A 19,613-nucleotide genomic window follows, 5' to 3' on the forward strand; every position below is an offset into this window, starting at 1 on the left:
GTGATCCGCCGCCTGTACCGCCTCTGGCCGAATCCGAAGCTGCTGGCCCGCCTGTGGCTGCTCACCGCGGCGCAGGCGGTCCTGCAGGGTCTGCTGCTTGCTCTGCTCATCCCGATCCTGGACGCGGTCGTGCGGCCCGAACCGCAGGTCGGCGCCGCCGCCCCGTGGTTTGTGCCCGGCGGGGTCGGCGCGGCACTGTACGCAGCGCTGAGCATCATCGCCACCCCGGTGGGCTTCGCGGCGGCGGGCGCCCTCGCGGCGCAACTGCGCCGACTGCTGATGCACCACCCGTCCCGCTGCGCCCTGATGCTGATGACCAGCGCGACCATAGCGGCCAGGCAGGCCAACCAGGCGGGCCAGTCCCCCCAACCCAACGTTGCGGTCCACGACCGCGCGTACCCCCAGTTCACGGACGGACCGTACTGCCGCGGGCCTCCGGAGCGGGAGCTCTGCAGCGACGGGGGCAACCGAGACAGGTGCCTTCTCTCGGTCGGCGTGATCCGCCGCACGGCCAACCACCATGGGGCAGCGCTACCCGCCGACCTCACACACGTGGGGGTGGCTCCACCGTGACGCTGCGCCGCCGCGGCTTCCTGCCCGCAGCTCTGAACCGGACCGCTGGCGGCGGAGGTCTCGGTGTGGAGGGCCGCTCCCCGTCCCCCCGTCCGGAACGGCCCCCCACTCACGCAGGTGTAGCGATCAGCTCCCGGTCAGGAGGCGGCACGGGCCGGCGCGGCCGCGAAGCCGTTCTGCCAGAGCTGGTTCACTCGCGCTCGTTCGTTGGCGTCCGGCTGGGCGTTGGTGCAGGACGGGCCGGGGCCGCCGCCGGACATGAGCTGGCTGCACGGTCCGGAGTAGTTGTCCGGCAGACCGAGCACGTGTCCGGTCTCGTGCGTGGTGACGCGGGTCGAGTTGTACTGCTGGTTCTGCCGGTAGTCCAGGAAGATGAAGCCACGGCCGTGTCCGTTGGTCGAGGCGTACGATCCGCGCGGATCGTTTCCTTCGCGGTACGTGAAGTCAGCCCTGGAGCCCTCCTGGAGCCGGACGTTGGAGACCGAGCTGTTCCAGATCCGGGTGCTGTTGGCTATCTGGGTGCGGAAGCTCGGCGCTGAGGCCGCGCTGTACGTGACCGTGACGGCCTGGGTTCCCGGGTTGGCGGCCCGCTTCTCAGCGACCGACTTCATGACCGCGTCGAAGAAGGCCCGGTTCGCGGCGGCGTTCTCACCCGACCCGTTGTACGCGGCGATGCCGGCGGGGGTGGAGGTGGCAGGAGCAGGAGCAGGAGCGGCGGAGACCGCGGGAGCTGAACCCAGCGCGGCAACCAAGCCGAGGCCGACGAAGGCGGAGGCGACGGCGGTCGGGACGTGTCTCATGGGGGATCTCTCCTACTGTCCGATGAAGCCGCACCCTGGATTTTGTCCGCTCAACGGACGGGGCGCGGGACGGTACGGGGAGAGTGTGGGGGAGCGGACACCCGCTGGGAATGATGCCAACTCGCGATGACACCGCCCTATCCCCCCAGTCCTCCGGTCCGGGTCGCGCCGCCATGACATCGGCTCAAGGCCGCCACGTGGCCGAGGAAGCCCCTGGCCCGCGCTCCACCGCCCCGCGCGGCGCGGGCCGTTCACGTTGCCGCGGGGGAAACGGCTGCGCCGACGGGCGGGGACCGGCTTTGGGGCAGCCTCGTACGCCGACGACGGAGCCCGTGCACGGCTCGGCGGGTTCGAGGAGTGCGGCCTTCTCGTCAGGGCGCTTGCGGGCCGGGCGTGCCGACGTGCTCGGTCGGGCGGGTGTCGGACCGGGGCCGGTGGTCGGTGCCGAGGCCGGCGGTGATGGTCAGGATGGACGCCGACCCGGCCATGTCGACCGCGTGCCACGCTCCGGCCGGGTTGACGGTGGCCTCGCCCGGCCGGAGCGTAACGCGGTCGGTCACCCCGCCCACGTCGCGGGTGACCGTCACCGACCCGCTGAGGCAGACGACCAGTTCGTCGCCGGCGGGGTGACGCTCCCAGTGGTCGCCGGGGCCGTCGCCGTCGAAGATCGTCACCATTCGGCCCTCGGCGCCGTCCGCCGCGACCGCGGCGGTGTAGGCCTGGAGCACCTCCGGGTCCCAGGCGAAGCCCTCGACGGGTTTGGCTCTCGATCCCAGCCCGAGGTGCACGGGGGTGGTCCGCAGGTCGATGGCGTTGCGTTCGTGGTTGATGAGTCTCATGCCGAGGATCGTCACAGGGCGGCCATCGGGTGGTCTTGAAGGAAAGGGAACGGGAGCCGACGCGACGGTCGGCCGGCCGGCGACTACCCGGTCCCGAGGAGGACTTCGCCGCGACGCCAGGCTGTCGGCGATCGGCCCGTGAACTCGCTCCAGTCCCGAACGAGATGGGCCTGGTCCGCGTAACCGGAGAGGGCCGCCACATCGGCCCACGGGAGCGGATCGTGCGCTGTTGCCAGTTCGTGCGCGTGCTCGAAGCGCAGAACACGGGCGAAGGTCTTCGGTAACAGGCCCACCTCACTGTGAAACCGCTCGGCGAGATACCGACGGCTCCAGCCCAGTTCTGCGGCGACCGCCCCAATCTGGACACGGCCCCGCGCGGCGACGAGGCGGCGCCAGGCCTCGGCCACCTCAGGGCGTACCCGGGGGACGCATTCGCCGCCGCCGCTGCGGCCGACGGCGCGCAGGAGCAATTCGTCCAGAGCGGCGAACCGCGCGGCCCAGGTCGTCGCCGTTCGGAGCCGGTCGACCAGCTCGACGCCAAGCGCTCCGAGAAGCTCGTCGAGGGGAACCAGCCGGTGGGCGAGCGCGGCAGCGGGCATGCCGTAGACGGCCCGAGCCCCGAGAGGTGTCAGCGCCACCTGCACGCCTTGCTGGCGTCCGTCGTGGTGGATCGCGACGGACCGGCACATCAGACCGCCGGCCACGCTGCCGTATCGAGTCACGGGTGACCCGTCGTCGACGCCCGTCGCCACCTCCAGAGGGTGGGAGAGGCTGATCACCGCAGTGAGCACGCGGCCCGGTGGACCGCAGTGCACCCCCGCCGGGAACCCGCGAAGGTCGAAACCGACGTACGAGCTGACGTACCGTCGCAAGGCGGGTGCCGGACGCGCATCGATCCTGGTTGCCCTGTAGTCCTCCACCCTCGTCAGTGTAGGAAGCGCCGGTCTACTCATGGGCCCTCGTGTTCAACTGTCGAGGATTCTCTCGGGAGTCCCGCCCACTGGCGACCGGCTCTGATCTCGCCGAGGATCGCCGGCATCTCCGACGCCCCCCTCTCTCGGACTGGCCCGCAACTCCGTAGTCCTGCTCAACAGCCTCTGCATCGGCGCGGCCGTCAAACAGCCGGCCGCCGGCGGCTTCTCCCTCACCGGCCAGCCAGGGCCGATGCGGACCATGCTGCCGATGACCGATGACCGATGACCGATGACCGATGACCGATGACCGATGACCGATGACCGATGACCGATGACCGATGACCGATGACCGCGGCCGCCGCCGCGAGTCGCATCGCCGACTGATCACGCCCGTCGGGAATCCATATCCCGGCGACATCGGCGATCACCCCCGGGATACTGGTCGCCATGAATGAGGTCGAAGTCGTCGTCGCCCATTCCGAGCGCGCGACTCTGCGCGTCGGCGACGTCTTCCTGAAGGTGGACGCCGATCAGACGCGCATCGACGTCGAGGTCGAGGCGATGTCCCTCGCGCCGGTTCCAACCCCGGAGGTCCTGTGGCGCAAGCCGCCCGTGCTCGCGATCGCCGCACTCCCGGGAGCAACGCTCGGGCGTCTCGGCGGGCCGTCGACCGGGTCGGCGGCGGGGTGGGCCGCGGCGGGCGCCGCCATCCGGAAGCTGCACGCCGCGCCGCCGCCGCCCTGGCCCGGTCGGGCCGGGCGGAGCGCTGTCGCGCTGGCGGCGGAACTCGACGACGAGTGCGCGTCGCTCGTGACGAACGGCCTCCTGCCCACTGACCTGGTCACCCACAACCGCCGGGTCGCCGAGGCCGCGCTCCGGCCGTGGACCCCGGCGTTCACGCACGGCGACCTGCAGATCGCGCACGTCTTCCTCGACAGCGACGAGGTCACGGGCATCATCGACTGGTCCGAGGCGGGTCGGGGTGATGCCCTGTACGACCTCGCCACCTTCACGCTCGGACACGAGAAACACCTCGACGACGTCCTCACCGGCTATGGCGCCGACACCGACCTCGACGTGATCCACGCGTGGTGGTCGTTGCGCAGCCTTCTGGCAGTTCGCTGGCTGATCGAGCACGGCTTCGACCCGTTCGCGCCGGGCTGTGAGGTCGACGTGCTGAGATCCCGAATGTGAGGCGATCGACGTCCTCCCCGCGTAGTGGCACAACGAGGCCACCCCTCTCGCCGGTTCGCATCCCGGCGCACCACCACGCATGGCGCCGGCTCCCCGCGATGGCGCAGCTGGTCCGTCTCGCTGCCGTGGCACCTGGGGCGTGGTCAGCCGAGTCGGCGGAGCAGGAGCAGGAGCAGGAGCAGTGGCCGCCCCGTGGGGCAAGCCTTGAGAGCCGGACGCTTCAAGGATGCCGAAGCGGGACACCGCCGTACGGAGCGCGCCCGATCCCGCCCCGCCGGCGTCCCGTTCAGCTCTCGGGAGCGTCGGCGGAGTGGGGTGTGCACAGGGCCGCGCCGAGCGCGCTGCGCCGATAGCGGACATGACGCCCGTGGCGGGTCCGCTCGAGAAGGTGGGCTGCTCGCAGGACGGACAGGTGCTGGCTGATGGCGGCGGGGGTGACGCCGTGCCGGTGGGCGAGCTCGGTGGTGGAGGCGGGTTCGGCCAGGAGGGTCAACAGGCGCCCGCGTGGGAAGCCGAGGAGTCGTTCCAGTGCCTGGGGCGCCGACGGCTCGGGGCGTTCGGCGAGGGTGGCCAGCCCGCGTGCCCCGTAGACGATGTGCGGCAGCGCCTGGGAGCTGAGCATGGTGGAGACGCCGTCCGCGAAGCAGCTGGGGGGCAGCAGCAGGCGGCGTCCGTCGACCGGGATTTCGGTGGGCGAAGAGGGCCGTGGGCTGTGGCGTTCGATGGTGAGCATCTCCTGCGACCAGGCCAGTCGCCCATGAACCACCCCTTGAACCACCCCGTCGAAGGAATGACTGAAATGCCCCAGAATGCACCCGAGTGGGTGTGATGTTCAGATGAGGCCATGCCCCGCGTCCGGGAGTCCTGGCCGCAGGCGCCGAACCCCGTAGAACGGAGCGAGAGATGACCGCCCTCCCCTTCGAGGACACCACCGACTTCGCCAACGCCGACCGAGGTTTCCTCGCAGCCCTCTCCCCGGCCGTCGTCACCGGGGCGGACGGCCGCGTCGTCTACGACAACGACGCCTACGCGTTTCTCGAGGCGGAGTGCCCCGACACCGCGCACCCGAGCCTGTGGCGCCAGGCCCAGCTCTGCGCTCGTCAGGGCCTGTACGAGGTGACCGAGGGCATCTACCAGATCCGCGGGCTGGACCTGTCGAACATGACGCTCGTCGAGGGCGGGCGCGGCGTGATCGTCATCGACCCGCTGCTGAGCGCGGAGACCGCCGCCGCCGGCCTCGCCCTGTACCGCGAGCATCGCGGCGACCGCCCGGTCACCGGCATGATCTACACCCACTCGCACGGCGACCACTTCGGCGGCTCCCGCGGCGTCCTGCCCCGAGGCACCGAGGAGGGCGTGCCGATCCTCGCTCCCGTCGGCTTCCTGGAGCACGCGGTCAGCGAGAACGTGTACGCCGGCAACGCCATGACCCGCCGGGCGATCTTCATGTACGGCGACCGGCTGCCGAAGTCCCCCGAGGGCCAGATCAGCGCCGGTCTCGGCATGACGACCTCCAACGGCACCATCACCCTCATCCCGCCGACCGTGGACATCACGGAGACCGGCCAGGAGGAGACCGTCGACGGGGTCCGGATCGTCTTCCAGCTCACGCCCGGCACCGAGGCCCCGGCCGAGATGAACTTCCTCTTCCCCGACCACCGAGCCCTGTGCCTGGCCGAGAACGCCACGCACAACATGCACAACATCCTGACTCTGCGCGGCGCCGTCGTCCGAGACTCCAGGATCTGGGCCCGCTACCTCGACGAGGCCGTCGAGTACTTCGGCGAGCGCTACGACGTGGCCTTCGCCTCCCACCACTGGCCCACCTGGGGCCGCGAGAACGTCGTCGCCTTCCTCACCGCCCAGCGCGACCTGTACGCCTACATGCACGACCAGACCCTGCGCATGCTGAACTCCGGCCTCACCGGGCCGGAGATCGCCGAGGAGATCCAGCTCCCGCCCGCCCTGGAGAAGTCCTGGCACGCCCGCGGTTACTACGGCTCGCTCTCCCACAACGTCAAGGCGATCTACCAGCGCTATCTCGGCTGGTTCGACGGCAACGTCGCTCACCTGTGGGAGCACCCGCCCGTCGAGCTCGCCCAGCGCTACGTCGACTCCATGGGCGGCCCCGAACAGACCCTGGCCAAGGCGCGCGCCTACGTCGACTCCGGCGACCTGCGCTTCGCCGCCACCCTCCTCAACCACCTCGTCTTCGCCGCCCCCGGCACCACCGACGCGAAGCAGACCCTCGCCGGCGTCTACGACAAGCTCGGCCAGGGCGCCGAGAACGGCACCTGGCGCAACTTCTACCTGACCTCAGCCAGGGAACTGCGCCAGGGCGTCAACCCCATCGCCATCGACACCACCAACCCCGAGATGGCGATGGCCTTGACCACCGACATGCTCCTGGACACCATCGCCATCCGCGTCGACGGCCCCCGCGCCTGGGACGAGGACCTGACCATCGACCTCGTCCTCACCGACGAACAGCGCCGCCACCGCCTCACCCTCCACAACGGCGCCCTCACCCACCGCTCCGCCTTTGCCGGCGAACAGCCGAGGACCGAGCCGGGACTCACCCTCACCCTGACCAAGCCCCGCCTCCTCGGCGTCCTCGCCGGCAAGGGCCTCGACGGAGTCGTCGTCGACGGCGACCCGGGCCTCCTCACCCGTCTCTTCTCCTACGTCACCCAGCCCGACCCGGCCTTCCCGGTCGTCACCCCCTGACTTCCTCCCGGCCTCCTCGTACGGAGCGGCCCGGGGCAACGAACAAGTCCCGGGCCGCTCGTGCTCACATTCCGCCGGCGATCCTCATCACCGTGCCAGTGGCGTAGGAGGCGTCGTCCGAGAGCAGCCAGGCGACCGCTCCGGCGATTTCCTCGGGCCGGCCGGCGCGGCCCATGGGCACGAGTGCCGCGACCTTGGCGGGCCGCTGCGGGTCGGCGTGGAAATCGGTCCAGATCGTGCCGGGAGCGACGCAGTTGACCCGGATGCCGTCGGCCGCCACTTCCTTGGACAGCCCGACCGTCATGGCGTCCACGGCGGCCTTCGCCGCCGCGTAGTGGACGTAGGTGCCGGGGCTGCCGAGGGTCGCTGCGGCGGAGGAGATGTTCACGATCGCCCCGCCCGCCGTCATGTCGCCGATGGCCCGGCGGGCGCAGAGCAGGTAACCCAGGACGTTGACCTCCAGGGCCTGCCGCATCCCCTCCGGGTCTGCGCCGGCCAGCGGTCCGACCGGTCCGCTCACCCCGGCGTTGTTCACCAGCCCGGTGACCCGTCCCAGGTGCGCGACGGCGGTGTCGAACAGCCGGTCAACGTCCGCCGCGTCGGCGGTGTCGACCGCGACCGCGACGGCTGCCCGTCCCAGCGCGCGCACCCCTTCGGCCACGGCCTCGGCCGCCTCGGCGTCCGACCGGTAGCCGACGGCGACATCGTGTCCCTCGGCCGCCAGCCGCAGGCAGATCGCTGCGCCGATGCCCCGGCTGCCGCCGGTGACCACAGTCACCCGCTGCCGTTCTTTCTGTGCTGCCATGTCCGGTCCTCCGAGCTGTGCATATAAATGATCGATCAAATAGTCACTTTACTCAGACGGGCCTCCGCGTTGATTCCCGCTCGAAACCGGCCTGGACGCGTGTGTGTCTTGCCCTCGGCACCACCCGGAACCCCAGGTTGAGCGCGGCGTAGAGCTCTCCGGCGTCCACGGCGTGGCGCAACCACTGCTCCGCCTCCTCCAGCTGACCGTTCCGTGTGCCGATTCAGCCAACCAGTCACTTCGCGTCATCGTCCGATAACTCGCAGGCGCGGCCGCGCGGTTCCCGATAGACAGGGGACCGGAATGAGACCGAAGGTAATCCTGGTGCGGGGCAAGGGTGCTGACGACCAAGGGGCGCCCCCGCCGGCAGCGGAAACGCGACGCACAGGTGAAGTTCGCCGTCGCTGCCCTGGCCGTCGCTGCGGTCTGGGCCCTGGTCTCCTGGCTCCTGGTGAACTGGTGGGTCCTGATCGTCCTGGGAGCTCTCGCCCTGATCGGGGGAGCCGGATGGGCCCACCGGCTCCAGCAGCAGCGGACATGGGAGCGCGTGCATCAGCAGGCCCTGCGCTACGGACTCCCGGAGCTGGACGCCCTGCACCACCGCGACTTCGAGTACGCGATCCGTGACCTCATGCTCCGCGACGGCTGCACCGACGCCCGGCAGATCGGCGGGGCCGGGGACAACGGAGCGGACGTCCTGGCCACCGACCCGCTGGGCCGGACCTGGGTCATCCAGGTAAAACACCGCAAGGACGGCGACCGCGGCTCGGCCGTCGGCACCCCCGACCTCCAGCGGGTCAACGGCACCGCCCGCCAGCTCTACGGCGCCGACGTCGTCCTCGTCATCACCAACGGCCGTTTCTCCGCCCGCTGCCCACCGCTGGCCCAGCAGCTGCACATGCACCTCGCCAACCGGCAGGTCCTCGCCGCCTGGGCAAGCGGAGGGCGCCCGCTCTGGGAACTCCTGCCGAGGATCCCCGCACCGCGGAGCGGCCGGTGACCCGGCGTACCCGGATCCACCCGGAGTTCGGTCTCCGGCCGAGGAAGCAGATTCGCCACTGGGGCCCGGTCATCCTGGCGGCGCTGCTGCTGTGCTGGATGGCGGGGGCCGGGGCGCGGGAAACGGCGGAGGCGCCCGTCCTGGTGATGCTCGCCTTCTCAGCCGGAGCGGCCTGGGCCCTGTGGGGGATCTCGTGCCTCAGGGAAGGCGTGTGGCTGGGGCCGGCCTCGCACGACATGCTCGCACTGAGGGCGGCCGGATCGGATCCTGGCGGGAGGCTCGTCGACGACCATCTCGGGGTCACCGCTCGGCCGGGATGGTCGCGACGGAGTCCGAGGCAGCCGTCGTCCAGGAGTAACTTCCACGTCGTGAAAATGCTGGAAACCGGTCCCAGAGGGTGCGGCCTGATGGTCGGCGACGACGGTGGCCTTCATCGTGTTCTGCTTCTGCTTCCCCGAGACAGAAGCACGGCGTCCGCCGCTGCTGGCCGGGGGCCGACGGACCTGGACCTCGGTGGCGTCCAGCCGCAGCTCGATGCCTTCGGCCTGGGCGTGTGCGAACACATCCGCCAGGGTCCGCAGCCGCAGGCCGGGCCGGTCCGGGACCGCGCACCCCCGCCCGGCCGGCAGCCCTCGTATCTAGCCGATCGCACGGGTGGTGGTGGGGCGGTCGACGCCGAACAGCATCCCTGACGCCGCTTGCGGCACATCGTGCCGCAAGTGAATCAACGTGGCCACGAGCCGGTCGACGAACACCAGCCCATGACGGACACCGGCTCCTGCCTCACGCTTCCTGGCCCCACCGCGAGCTTCGTGACGACGCCACTCGACCACGGCCTGGCACGGACCGGCCAACTCCTCAACCAGGGACGCGTGATGCCCCCGCGAGACCCGTGTGAACACCTGAGGCGCGAGAACCCTCGACTGACCATGATCGTCACATCCGGATCATGTCACCCACCAGCAAGAACACGTCACCCGCAATCACGCACCAGTTCGTTGGCATCGCCGTTTCGGTCGGGGCAGGTCCCCATGTTGGCCGTTAGCGCAAAAGTGCCTTTTGAGCTGGGACGATGAACCTTGTCGAGGGGTTCTGGCGGTCCAACGGAAGACACTTCTGCCTGCGCGCTCGGGCCCGGGAAGTGGCCTGGCAAGCTTCGCCTCAGTGGTGCTCGAGCACGCGCTCCGGCGGGGGAGACGCGGCCGTCCGGCGCCGGTAGTACGCGATCGTCGACACCGTCAGCAACGGGGCCCAAGCCAGCAACGGTACATAGCAGGCGACGAGGAGAGCTTCTTGGGCCGCAGAGTTCGTGAGGCTGCCGGAAGCCAGGCTGTGGGACTGGGTGATGCCGACCACGATGCTCAGGAGGAAGAGGACGCCCGCACCCAGCAGTGCCGCTATCACCGCAGGGAGCGGGCGCACGGGACGGCCGCCGATCAGAGGGATCCAGCGCGGCACGACCTCACCCCACGGTTGCACCAGACCGAGCGTCAGCAGGGCGAGCGCCTCGGAGACCGCCGTCAGCGTCAGGACGTACAGCACGCCCCAGCCGGTACGGACGGCATCCGAGGCCACCGGGAGCCCGGCCACCAGGGCGATCCGCCACAACGCCGACGGCAGAGTGACCAGCGGTACAGCGTAGGCGGCGAGGACGGCCCAGCGCGGCACATTGGGTAGTACGTTCCCTCTCGGCATGTGATCGATTCTCATCACGGGGGCGTCGCCGCACCTCAACCTACGGGGCCATCCACCTCCCCCGTAGGGGGGGAGAAACATGTGCGGTTGGCTTCGTTCGCGTTCAGCAGCAGTGTTTGTTCACTGGTTGCGGCAGGAGTTGGTGACCAGCGGGCTCGTAGATGTTCACGACGAGCAGCAGTCGAGTGAGTTGCTGGGGTATCCGCCCGATGGGCATGCTCGCACTGTTGCATGGCGCCTCAAGTCGTGAGGTCAAGATGCTGCAGACCGCTGACCTCGCCCCTCATGCCCGGACGCCCGGCTCGGCAACCGTCCGCATCCGCTCCCCTTGGACCCCGCGTCATGGGCAGTGCTGGAACGCTGCTCACCGCGAAGCCCAGCGGACCGACAGCCCCCACCTGATGGTCACCCGCCAGACGAAGTCCGGCCGAGGACCGGCGTCCACCGCCTATGTCAGCCACATTCTCGACGCCTGCGGCATCCCGCCCCGCATGATCCGCTGCACTCGACTACTCGACCTGGTCAACACCATGGACCCCAAACTCGTCGCCGCCGCCTTCGGCATGGTGCCCGAAGCCACCATGGCATTGCACCTGGTCACGGGGCCACGAAATTGGTCACGGCTAGCGCCTTGTCCACCCGAGCGGCGGCCAAGTCGTCGTGACGGATCACGAAACTCGTGTAGTACTCCTCGTAGACCCGGGCTTCACTGGCGAGTGATATCCATTCGCTCGTCATCCGGTGCTTTTCCTTCTCCAGGTGGGAATGCCATTTCGCGATCGGGATGGCTGGGATCTTGCCTGCCTTCTCGCGTCCCGCGAGGGTCTGCTCCGCAATGCTGTTGATCACCTCATCATCGGCATACCCGCCGATGGCAACGTAAGCGTCAGACGGCCAGAGGTCGTGGGCCAGAGCCCGAAGTTCGTGCAGGTGAGGCAGGTCGCACTCCATGTACCGGACCAACTGCTGCTGGAAGGGCGACATGTCCTCCCAATCGAGATCCTCCCAGAACTCGTGCCAGTCCTCGTCCTCGCCCTCCTGGAGCCAGAGGGGCAGTTCGGCTCTGAGCTCGGCACTGACGTCGAGCTGCTCGCGGACGCACTTGGAGCTAGGGGCTTCCACGACCGCGGTTTCGGTACCGGTCGGTACATACACGACTCGCGCGTACCTCCCGGAACTGTCCTCATGGTCCATCTCCTGGTTCACGAAGAAGAGCAGCGTCCCGTCCGCCGGCAGGTCGAAGCCGTCGACTCCCGGCAGCGCCCCACAATCGACGGAAAGGAGCAACGGCAACGGAATGTCCCCGGCGGACGGCCACTTCATACCCACCGGCAGCCGGGGCAACCCGCCGAACCGCCCGACCGGAGGACTACCGCCCACGGACAATCCGATCGACAAACGAAGGTGCTGTCTGAATCTGCTGATCTCCCCGTCCGGGATGCCCAACTCAAGCGCTGCCCGACGAAACTCTCCCTGATGATCCATGCCTGAGAAGGTAACCCCTTCGCAACCCCGCTGTGCCCTGGGGGCGTTGGCGGGCATGGCTGTACGTGGTGGAGCGAGCGGCCAGTCACCTCGGATCATCCCAGCGGATCCACCTCCAGGAAGGGGCCACCCGTCGCCGGGGGGGGTGGGTGGTGCAGCCCCCTGTCAGTTGGACATGAGATCCCACGTACTTGGCTGAGACCGTCGGATCTCGTTCCAAGGGACGCCAGGCTCGGGCACCGTTCACCCACGAAAACCTCCCGACGGCCCTGCCGAAGTGTCGGCCGTCGTCAGCCTCGGGCTCATCACCGGCTCCTTGTCACAGCCGCGTGGTTGGGTGGCTGCATCCTTATAGGAGGACCACGTGACTGATCTCAAAGTGGAGCTGCACCGCAAGCTGCAGGCAGGACGGGCCGGTCTGATCTCCAAGCTGGAGGGACTCACCGAATACGACATGCGCCGACCCATGACACCCACCGCCGCGAACCTGCTGGGCCTGGTCAAGCATCTGGCAGGCCTTGAATACGGGTACCTCGGCGAGTCGTTCGACCGGCCGGCGCCAGAGCCGCTGGCCTGGGTCGAGGACGGTTCAATCTGGGAAGGCACAGATATGTGGGCCAGGCCCGACGAGTCCAGCAAGTACATCATCGAGCTCTATCAACGTGCCTGTGCGCATGCCGACCGGACCATTACGGAACTCGCTCTCGAAACCCCGGGCCAGGTACCGCACTGGCCCGAAGACCGCCGCGCCACCACCTTGGGCGTCCTGCTCGTTCGCATGGTCTCCGAGACTGCCCAGCATGCTGGCCACGCCGATGTCCTGCGAGAACTCATCGACGGTAAAGCCGGTCCAGATCACGACGACTTCGGTGACGATGCCACGTGGCGGCAGTACCATGCCCGCGTCCAGGCAGCGGCCGACACTCACCGCCCTCAACGTCGATAAGACTGCTCCACCTTCGATGAGACAGACAACCGCCCTGCCTGGGCGCAGCCGAGGCTGAGCAGGTCCTGCGGTGCTTCACCCGCAGCGGGCCGAGGCATCCGGCGTACCGGGCGATCGAGGAGCTCGGGAGGGCGGTGCGTACGGCGTTCATCTGCGACTACCTCGCCGAGGCCGAAGTGCAGCGCGAGATCAACGACGTCCAAGACACCCTGAGCGGAAGAATGGCGGAAGCGGCTCACCGACGTCGACCGGCGGGCCCTGTCTCGGCTGTTCTGGACCCACGTGCACCCCTACGGCCGGTGCGAGCTGGACATGGCATCGCCACTGCACATCGCACTGCCCGTCGTGCCCGAAGCTCGCAGTGAGGGAGCAGTCGTGGTCCGGGCACGGTTCCCGATGACTGCCTGCCGTCCCTGCAAGGTCCGGGCGCAGTGCACCCGTTCCCACAACAAGTCGGACACGGGCCGCCGAATCCCCCTTCGCCCGCAGGCGGAGTATGAGGCTATCCAGCAGGCGCGGGCCCGGGAAGACACCTGTCAATGTATCCCTCCAGCCTTTGCGTCAGGACGCTGGCTGTCAGATCGACGCGGCCCAGTTCACGCCAGGGAACAGCGACCTTCTCCGCCTCCGGAGCGAACCCCAGCGCGTCCAGCAGCCGCCAGTAGAGATGGGCGGTGCCATCTTCGGCCAAGGTTCCTCCCGCAGCGACGTAGCGATCGGCGAAGCTCATGCCAGCGGGAACACCGTGCAGCAGGCGAGAGCCGTCGAGCAATGAGCCACGTCCAAGTCGGCGGGCTCCCAAGAGGTCTCCACCCAGTCGGCTACACCACTGATCTGAAGATCATCGCCGGTGCCTGTGAAGAGGACGTTGCCGGGATGGGACGTTGCCGGGATGGAAGTTCCGTTGCAGGAAGCACCCCTCATAGGCCGGGGGCTCCCGGCACACTATCCGTCTCCCGCCGAGACGCATTCCGTGCACTGAGTTCGCCAATAGTGTCGTCAGATCGGTGAGGGCGCTGGAGTCGTGGGGGTGCTGCTACTTCTTCCGTACCAGGGGTCACGGCCTCTCCGATGCAGTCGAGGTTCTGGGCGCGCATGACCGGCGCGTTCGCGCCGACCTCGTAGGAGTGGGAGGTGCTGAGGTCCTCCTGGCGCCGAATCGAGACGGCTTCCACGGGGCCGCCGCCCATGTTGGGGGGAGGGGGCGAGGGTACGGAAGCGGGCGGTGACCGCAGCGGTACCGGCGTGGTCGGCGCGCAGGCCGCGGTACACGGCGGCCAGGCCGCGCTCCGCTGCGAGCCTCGTGCGTCGTGACGTCGTGCGTCGTGCGGAGTCACCCGAACAGAGGACGCGCTCGGCCCGTCAATCTCAGGTGGTTGGCGCCAGTGCCGACCTGGTGCCATTGCGGCTGGGACTGTGCCGCGAAATCCTGGATCCCGCAGAGCCACTCAGCCCGTGGGGGGCATGGAGGTAGGTATGCCGAGGCCCTTGTGGACCGGTGCGATCAGCTTCGGCCTGGTCACCATCCCGGTGAAGGTCGTCTCCGCGACCCAGGACCACTCGATCCACTTCCGCCAGGTCCACCTGGAGGATCTCGGACGGGTGCGCACCCGGAAGGTCTGCGAGCTGGACGGCGAAGCCCTGTCGCAGGACGAGATCGGCAAGGGCTACGAGCTCTCCAAGGAGCAGACGGTGCCGATCACGGATGAGGAACTGGACCGGATTCCGCTCCCCACCGCGAAAGCCATCGAGATCGTCGCTTTCGTGGACGCCGACAGCGTCGATCCGATCCGGATCAGCGACTCCTACTACCTCGCGATCGACGGCAAGGTCGCCGAGAAGCCCTACACCCTGCTGCGCCGGGCGCTGGAGCGCTCGGACAAGGTGGCCGTCGCGAAGTTCGCCTGGCACAACCGCGAGCGGCTGGGACTGCTGCGGGTCAGGGAAGGGGCGATCGTGCTGCACTCGATGCGCTGGCCGGACGAGATCCGCAGCCCCGAGTCCCTGACCCCGCGAGAGGTGGAGCTGGACGACGACGAGATCGAGCGGGCCGTCCAGCTGACCGACTCCATGGCTCTGGACAGCATCGCCGGGTTCCGGGACACCTACCGGGACGCCCTGGAGGAGCTGCTCACGGCGAAGTCGGAGGGCAAGGAGCTTCCGGAGCCCGCCGAGGGCGAGGAGCAGGAGGAGGGCAAGGTCGTGGACCTGATGGCCGCGCTGAACGCGTCGGTCGAGGCGGCGAAGGAGAGCCGCGGGGAGGGTGAGGAAGGGGAGGGTGAGGAAGGGGAGGCCACGGTGCACGAGATGCGGCCCCGGAAGAAGACCGCATCGACGAAGACGGCCTCGTCCAAGAAGCCGACCGCCGGCCGGAAGGCGGCGGCGTCCGGGAAGGCCACCGGTCAGAAGGCGGGCGCCAAGAAGACGACCGCGGCGAAGAAGACGGCCGGCGCCAAACGCACGGCGAGGAAGCGGAGCGCCTCCTGACCGAGGACCGAGAGGGTTCCGTGGCGCGTCTGCCCCGCATCGCACCGATGCTCGCGACCCCCGGGCGGCTGCCCCCGCCCTCGGAGGACGCCTCGTACGCGTACGAGGTGAAACAGGACGGGCAGCGGTGCATGATCTACCTGCCCGGCGACGGGTCCGTACAGTTGCGCTCCCGGTCCGGCGCCGACATCACCCCCGCCTATCCCGAACTCGCGAGCCTGGGAGCGGCGCTGGGCTCCCGCCCCGCCGTGCTGGACGGGGAGATCGTCGCCCTGGACGACGAGGGGCGCGGCGACTTCCAGCGGCTGCAGCCCCGGATGGGGCTGGCCGGCTCCCGGGCCAGGGCGGCCCGCATGGCCGCGAAGGCGCCCGTGCACCTGATGCTTTTCGACGTCGTGTTCCTCGGCACGAGCCGGCTCACCCGCACCCCGTACTCCGAGCGCCGCGCCGTCCTGGACTCCCTGGGCCTGGGCGGGCCCGCGTGGTCGACCCCGGCGGCGGTCGTCGGGCACGGGCAGCGGGCGCTGGAGATGACACGGACCGCCGGCTTCGAAGGGATCGTCGCCAAGCGGCGCACCTCCCTCTACGAGCCGGGTGTCCGCTCCCGGGCATGGGTCAAGATCCGGCACGTGCGGACCGAGGACATCGTCGTCGGCGGCTGGCTGCCCGGCCACGGCCGCCTCACCTCCCTGCCCGGCGCCCTCCTCATGGGCCGACCGGACCCCGGCGGAGGACTCCGCTACGTCGGCGGGGTCGGCACCGGCTGGAGCGACGCCGAACGCACCGCCCTCGCAACCCTCCTCCACGCCGCGGCGACCGAAACCTGCCCGTTCACCGAGCGGCCGGCGGTGACCGGAGCCCGGTGGGTGGAGCCCCGGCTGGTCGGAGAGGTCCGCTACGCGACCCGCACCAGGGCCGGGCGGCTGCGCCAGCCCTCCTGGCACCGCCTGCGCCCCGACCTCACACCCGATGACCTCCGCTGAGTCGCGCAGGAGCGTTCTTCCGCCGTCGAGTAAGCGCCGTACGGCCTCGGGCTTCCCCTCCGTGGTGATCAGCGACCACTACCGCCTGCGGAGCGAGCCCGGACGGTGCGTCGAGGCGGCCCAGCAGTTCGTCGACGCGGGCTTCGACAGACTGGTCGTGCAGAACGCCGGTCCGACCTCGACGGCTTCCATCGACTTCTACCGGAGTGAACTCGACGGGCGCCTCACACAGCTCAAGCCGAACAGCACGCGGGCCTGAAGGAGCACCTTGCTACGCTCGTCCCATGCTGAGACTCGGAATGCCTGTCGTCGGTGTCACCGACATCCCCCGAGCGGTTGCCTTCTGGAGCGCGGCGTTGAACCTGGTCGCCAGTCAGGAGTGGGCGACCGAGACGTGGCGAACGCTCGACCACGCCGACGGCTCCGGCCGGGCACTCGGCCTGTTGCGCAGCGACTCCCCGGCCGAGCCCCGCCCCCGTATCCATCTGGACCTGTTCACGGATTCGGCCGAGGAGCAGCGGAGTGAGGTCCGGCGACTGCTCGGTCTCGGCGCGCAGAGCGTCGACTGGGACCTCTACCCGGCCGATCCGGACTTCGTTGTTCTGGCCGACCCGGACGGCAACATCTTCTGTGTCGTGGACCTGAGCCACGCTCCCAGCGGCGCGAGCTGAACGGCGCGACGACCCGACCTCCGGATCCGCGGGACGACCTGACCGGCCGGGCCGCGGGTCCCGCCTACCCGTACTGACGGCAGGCGTCACGCGCGCTTCCGCGGCCGTCGTTCGGTCCCGGCGAGGGCGCGGTCGAGTGCGGCCACGCCCAGGCCGGCCAGGACGATCTGGATGAGCCACTCCGACCAGTCGACGCCCCGCGTGTCGCCCACACCCAGCACGGACGCCAGCAGCGAGCCGAGGAGCGCGGCGGCCATGCCGACGACGAGCGTCCACAGGACGCCGATGTGCTGACGGCCGGGCAGGACGAGGCGCCCCAGCAGGCCGATCGCCGCACCGATGATCAGAGCGCTGACGAGTCCGGAGATGTGCATGGCCGGCTCCTTCGTGGTCGACATGTCCGCTTCGCGTACCCCCGAGGGGCGATGATGCGCGTACCCCGAGGGGCGATGAGGACTCCCGGTACACGGACTCGCCGACACGTCACGACACCGCCGAAGTAGCCGCCGCACAGCGGCATCCGGCGTCATCCGGGGCGGCTCGCCGCCATCGGCCCATTCATTCGTGCATACGTCCGGAGCGCAGGGGCAGGCGGATGTCAGCCATGGACGACGGAGGCCGATCGCGAGCGGCCATCCCCGGCGACAGGTGAATGATGAGCACCGAGAAGAAGACCGATGAAGAGCACGACGGAAAGCGCGTCGACGTTCCTACCGCCATGAGGCAGGCCTCTGCACAGCTCACGGAATTGCTCCAGTGCGAGCCGGGTTCTGTTTCCGCAGTGAGGGCCACCGAGGACGGTTGGTCGGCGGACGTGGAAGTGGTCGAGTTGGAAAGAGTGCCGGACACCATGAGTGTCATGGCCTCTTACCGGGTTGAACTCGACCCGCGGGGAACGCTGTTGTCCTACGAGCGACTGCGCCGCTACGCCAGGGGCCAGATCGACCGTCGCTGAAATTCCGTCGTCAGACGTAACTCAGACGTAACAAAGATCACCGAAAGGAGTTCCCCATGGCACTCGTTCAGCAGAGCAATGCGACGTCCGGTGGTGGGAGCGGCTCGGGAAATCTCTACGACGTTCTTGAACTCATACTCGACCGCGGGCTGGTCATCGACGCATTCGTCCGTGTCTCCGTGGTCGGTATCGAGATTCTCAAAATCGACGTCCGGGTGGTGGTCGCGAGCGTCGACACCTATCTGCGGTTCGCCGAAGCCTGCAACCGACTCGATCTCGAGTCCGGACGCAAGGCGCCGAGTCAACTCACCGACCTGGTCGGCGACATGACGGAGAACGGCGCCAAGGGCAAGTCCAAGGGCGCGCTCAGCGGTGCCGTCGAGGCGGTGACCGAGTCGTTGCAGGGCAAGCGCGAGGAGCCCGAGGAAGAGCCGCGCAAGCGCCCGGCCCGTAAGTCGACGTCCAGCCGCCAGACCCAGCGAAGCGGGGAGTAGCCGGTGCCCACCTACATCTACGCCATCACCGGCGCCGACCACCCGCTGCCCCTGAACGGCCTGCACGGCGTGGGCGACCCGCCTTCCGCCCTGCGTACCCTGCACACCGACCGGCTGGCCGCCGTGGTCAGCGACGCGCCTCCCGGACTCCGCGCCAAGCGACGCGATGTGATGGCCCATCAGGGCGTCCTGGAGACGCTGATGGCCGGTGGCGCGACCCTGCCGATGAGGTTCGGTCTGGTGGGCCCCGGCGACGACGAGGTCACCGCGGCCCTGGACCGGGAGGCCGACGCGTACGGGGACCGGCTGGTGGAACTCGACGGCCGGGTGGAGTACAACCTCAAGGCCGGTCGTGACGAGGACGACCTCCTGCGGGAGATCATGACCGAGTCCGACGACATCCGGGAACTCAACGAACGGACGCGTGCCCAGGGCGGCCACGACGACCGTGTCGCCCTGGGAGAGCTGGTGGCCCGCGAGGTGACCGCCCGCCACCAGCGGGAGGCGGAGGACGTCGCCGCCCGGCTGGCGGACGTCGCCACCCGCAGCTCACACGCGGAGCCGGCCCCGCAGCAGTTCCTCAACCTGTCCTTCCTCGTGCCCCGGGCGGAGACCGACGCCTTCGTGGCAGCTGTCCGGCGCGAGGCGGAGCAGCGCGGCGACGCGTACGCGTTCACGCTGACGGGCCCGCTGCCTCCGTACAGCTTCGTCTGACCGTCGGGGGGTGGCCCGGGCTCGTCCGGCCCTCCCCGGGAGCGGAGGTGATCTGTCCGCCATGGGCCTCATCAGCAGCATCCTGACCCTGCCGCTGGCTCCCGTACGGGGGACGGCCTGGGTTCTCGACCAGGTCGTCCAGGCCGCCGAGGAGGAGTACTACGACCCCGAGCCGGTACGCGCCCGGCTTGCCCAGTTGGAACAGGACCTGATCAACGGCCTCGTCGACGAGGACGAGTTCGATCGGCGCGAGGACGAACTCCTCGACCAGCTCGACGAGATCGAGGAGTACCGCAACAGCGCACGGCACACGCCGTGACCATCGACCACG

The 19,613-nt window shown here is 69.4% G+C and carries 22 protein-coding genes and 2 pseudogenes; 14 read left to right on the plus strand and 10 right to left on the minus strand.

The genetic code is table 11. The features are described from left to right. Complete coding sequence (locus tag N7925_RS34165) at window positions 1-573, plus strand: hypothetical protein (RefSeq protein ID WP_274346179.1); 573 nt, start codon at window positions 1-3, stop codon at window positions 571-573. 137 nt (window positions 574-710) lie between these two features. On the opposite strand, the gene snpA is transcribed toward N7925_RS34165, so the two are convergent. The 3 genes from snpA to N7925_RS34180 form a co-directional block, all read right to left on the minus strand. Further along, window positions 711-1,373, minus strand: a complete 663-nt coding sequence (snpA, locus tag N7925_RS34170) for a snapalysin (RefSeq protein WP_274346180.1) — start codon at window positions 1,371-1,373, stop codon at window positions 711-713. 371 nt (window positions 1,374-1,744) lie between these two features. Beyond that, window positions 1,745-2,212 (minus strand): cupin domain-containing protein, encoded by a 468-nt coding sequence (locus N7925_RS34175; RefSeq protein ID WP_274346181.1) that lies wholly within the window; start codon window positions 2,210-2,212, stop codon window positions 1,745-1,747. An 83-nt stretch (window positions 2,213-2,295) separates the two neighbouring features. Next, window positions 2,296-3,132, minus strand: coding sequence for an AraC family transcriptional regulator (locus N7925_RS34180; RefSeq protein ID WP_274346182.1), 837 nt, complete (start codon window positions 3,130-3,132; stop codon window positions 2,296-2,298). Window positions 3,133-3,573: 441 nt separating this feature from the next. Between N7925_RS34180 and N7925_RS34185 the strand changes: the two genes are divergently transcribed. Continuing rightward, on the plus strand, window positions 3,574-4,320 hold the full coding sequence (locus N7925_RS34185) for a phosphotransferase family protein (protein WP_274346183.1): 747 nt from the start codon (window positions 3,574-3,576) through the stop codon (window positions 4,318-4,320). 286 nt (window positions 4,321-4,606) lie between these two features. On the opposite strand, the gene N7925_RS34190 is transcribed toward N7925_RS34185, so the two are convergent. Continuing rightward, a complete protein-coding gene (locus tag N7925_RS34190) occupies window positions 4,607-5,086 on the minus strand; it encodes an ArsR/SmtB family transcription factor (RefSeq protein WP_274346184.1) in 480 nt (159 codons plus the stop codon). Between the two features lie 137 nt (window positions 5,087-5,223). Between N7925_RS34190 and N7925_RS34195 the strand changes: the two genes are divergently transcribed. Then, the gene (locus tag N7925_RS34195) at window positions 5,224-7,047 is read left to right on the plus strand and encodes an alkyl/aryl-sulfatase (RefSeq protein WP_274346185.1); all 1,824 of its coding nucleotides are present in this window, start codon (window positions 5,224-5,226) and stop codon (window positions 7,045-7,047) included. Between the two features lie 64 nt (window positions 7,048-7,111). On the opposite strand, the gene N7925_RS34200 is transcribed toward N7925_RS34195, so the two are convergent. Continuing rightward, window positions 7,112-7,852: an SDR family NAD(P)-dependent oxidoreductase gene (locus tag N7925_RS34200; RefSeq protein ID WP_274346186.1), complete on the minus strand. Its 741-nt coding sequence runs from the start codon at window positions 7,850-7,852 to the stop codon at window positions 7,112-7,114. A gap of 337 nt (window positions 7,853-8,189) precedes the next feature. Between N7925_RS34200 and N7925_RS34205 the strand changes: the two genes are divergently transcribed. Next, the gene (locus tag N7925_RS34205) at window positions 8,190-8,852 is read left to right on the plus strand and encodes a restriction endonuclease (protein ID WP_443032323.1); all 663 of its coding nucleotides are present in this window, start codon (window positions 8,190-8,192) and stop codon (window positions 8,850-8,852) included. A 295-nt stretch (window positions 8,853-9,147) separates the two neighbouring features. On the opposite strand, the pseudogene N7925_RS34210 reads toward N7925_RS34205, so the two are convergent. From N7925_RS34210 to N7925_RS34220, 3 genes and pseudogenes are all read right to left on the minus strand, one after another. Next, window positions 9,148-9,754: pseudogene (locus N7925_RS34210) on the minus strand (transposase family protein); the annotation flags it as partial. A gap of 259 nt (window positions 9,755-10,013) precedes the next feature. Then, complete coding sequence (locus tag N7925_RS34215; protein WP_274346187.1) at window positions 10,014-10,547, minus strand: hypothetical protein; 534 nt, start codon at window positions 10,545-10,547, stop codon at window positions 10,014-10,016. Window positions 10,548-11,144: 597 nt separating this feature from the next. Further along, window positions 11,145-12,032, minus strand: coding sequence for a DUF1963 domain-containing protein (locus N7925_RS34220; protein WP_274346188.1), 888 nt, complete (start codon window positions 12,030-12,032; stop codon window positions 11,145-11,147). A gap of 364 nt (window positions 12,033-12,396) precedes the next feature. Here N7925_RS34220 and N7925_RS34225 point away from each other — a divergent pair, with 364 nt between their 5' ends. Together N7925_RS34225 and N7925_RS36270 are read left to right on the plus strand one after the other, a co-directional pair. Then, window positions 12,397-12,978, plus strand: coding sequence for a DinB family protein (locus N7925_RS34225; protein WP_274346189.1), 582 nt, complete (start codon window positions 12,397-12,399; stop codon window positions 12,976-12,978). Window positions 12,979-13,016: 38 nt separating this feature from the next. Next, on the plus strand, window positions 13,017-13,343 hold the full coding sequence (locus N7925_RS36270; protein ID WP_443032363.1) for a Tn3 family transposase: 327 nt from the start codon (window positions 13,017-13,019) through the stop codon (window positions 13,341-13,343). Between the two features lie 137 nt (window positions 13,344-13,480). On the opposite strand, the pseudogene N7925_RS34230 reads toward N7925_RS36270, so the two are convergent. After that, window positions 13,481-13,927: pseudogene (locus N7925_RS34230) on the minus strand (phosphotransferase); the annotation flags it as partial. Between the two features lie 527 nt (window positions 13,928-14,454). Here N7925_RS34230 and ku point away from each other — a divergent pair. Genes ku through N7925_RS34250 form a run of 4 tightly spaced genes read left to right on the plus strand, consistent with a single transcriptional unit; the run spans window position 14,455 to window position 17,119 of the window. After that, a complete protein-coding gene (gene ku / locus N7925_RS34235) occupies window positions 14,455-15,465 on the plus strand; it encodes a non-homologous end joining protein Ku (RefSeq protein WP_265603400.1) in 1,011 nt (336 codons plus the stop codon). Between the two features lie 20 nt (window positions 15,466-15,485). Continuing rightward, a complete protein-coding gene (gene ligD / locus N7925_RS34240; protein WP_265603401.1) occupies window positions 15,486-16,448 on the plus strand; it encodes a non-homologous end-joining DNA ligase in 963 nt (320 codons plus the stop codon). Next, window positions 16,435-16,707, plus strand: a complete 273-nt coding sequence (locus N7925_RS34245; RefSeq protein WP_265603402.1) for a hypothetical protein — start codon at window positions 16,435-16,437, stop codon at window positions 16,705-16,707. Before ligD ends, N7925_RS34245 begins: the two co-directional genes overlap by 14 nt. A 25-nt stretch (window positions 16,708-16,732) precedes the next feature. Then, the gene (locus tag N7925_RS34250) at window positions 16,733-17,119 is read left to right on the plus strand and encodes a VOC family protein (RefSeq protein ID WP_265603403.1); all 387 of its coding nucleotides are present in this window, start codon (window positions 16,733-16,735) and stop codon (window positions 17,117-17,119) included. A gap of 86 nt (window positions 17,120-17,205) precedes the next feature. On the opposite strand, the gene N7925_RS34255 is transcribed toward N7925_RS34250, so the two are convergent. After that, complete coding sequence (locus N7925_RS34255; RefSeq protein WP_265604099.1) at window positions 17,206-17,493, minus strand: GlsB/YeaQ/YmgE family stress response membrane protein; 288 nt, start codon at window positions 17,491-17,493, stop codon at window positions 17,206-17,208. 281 nt (window positions 17,494-17,774) lie between these two features. Here N7925_RS34255 and N7925_RS34260 point away from each other — a divergent pair, with 281 nt between their 5' ends. From N7925_RS34260 to N7925_RS34275, 4 genes are all read left to right on the plus strand, one after another. Beyond that, entirely contained in the window at window positions 17,775-18,074 is a 300-nt protein-coding gene (locus tag N7925_RS34260; RefSeq protein WP_416222964.1) for a gas vesicle protein GvpO, read from the plus strand. Window positions 18,075-18,130: 56 nt separating this feature from the next. Then, window positions 18,131-18,568: a gas vesicle structural protein GvpA gene (locus N7925_RS34265; protein WP_265603405.1), complete on the plus strand. Its 438-nt coding sequence runs from the start codon at window positions 18,131-18,133 to the stop codon at window positions 18,566-18,568. Window positions 18,569-18,571: 3 nt separating this feature from the next. After that, entirely contained in the window at window positions 18,572-19,282 is a 711-nt protein-coding gene (locus N7925_RS34270) for a GvpL/GvpF family gas vesicle protein (protein WP_274346190.1), read from the plus strand. A gap of 61 nt (window positions 19,283-19,343) precedes the next feature. Then, the gene (locus N7925_RS34275) at window positions 19,344-19,601 is read left to right on the plus strand and encodes a gas vesicle protein GvpG (protein WP_265603407.1); all 258 of its coding nucleotides are present in this window, start codon (window positions 19,344-19,346) and stop codon (window positions 19,599-19,601) included. Window positions 19,602-19,613 lie beyond the last annotated feature (12 nt).

Source organism: Streptomyces sp. CA-278952 (assembly GCF_028747205.1).
Taxonomy (GTDB): Bacteria; Actinomycetota; Actinomycetes; order Streptomycetales; family Streptomycetaceae; genus Streptomyces.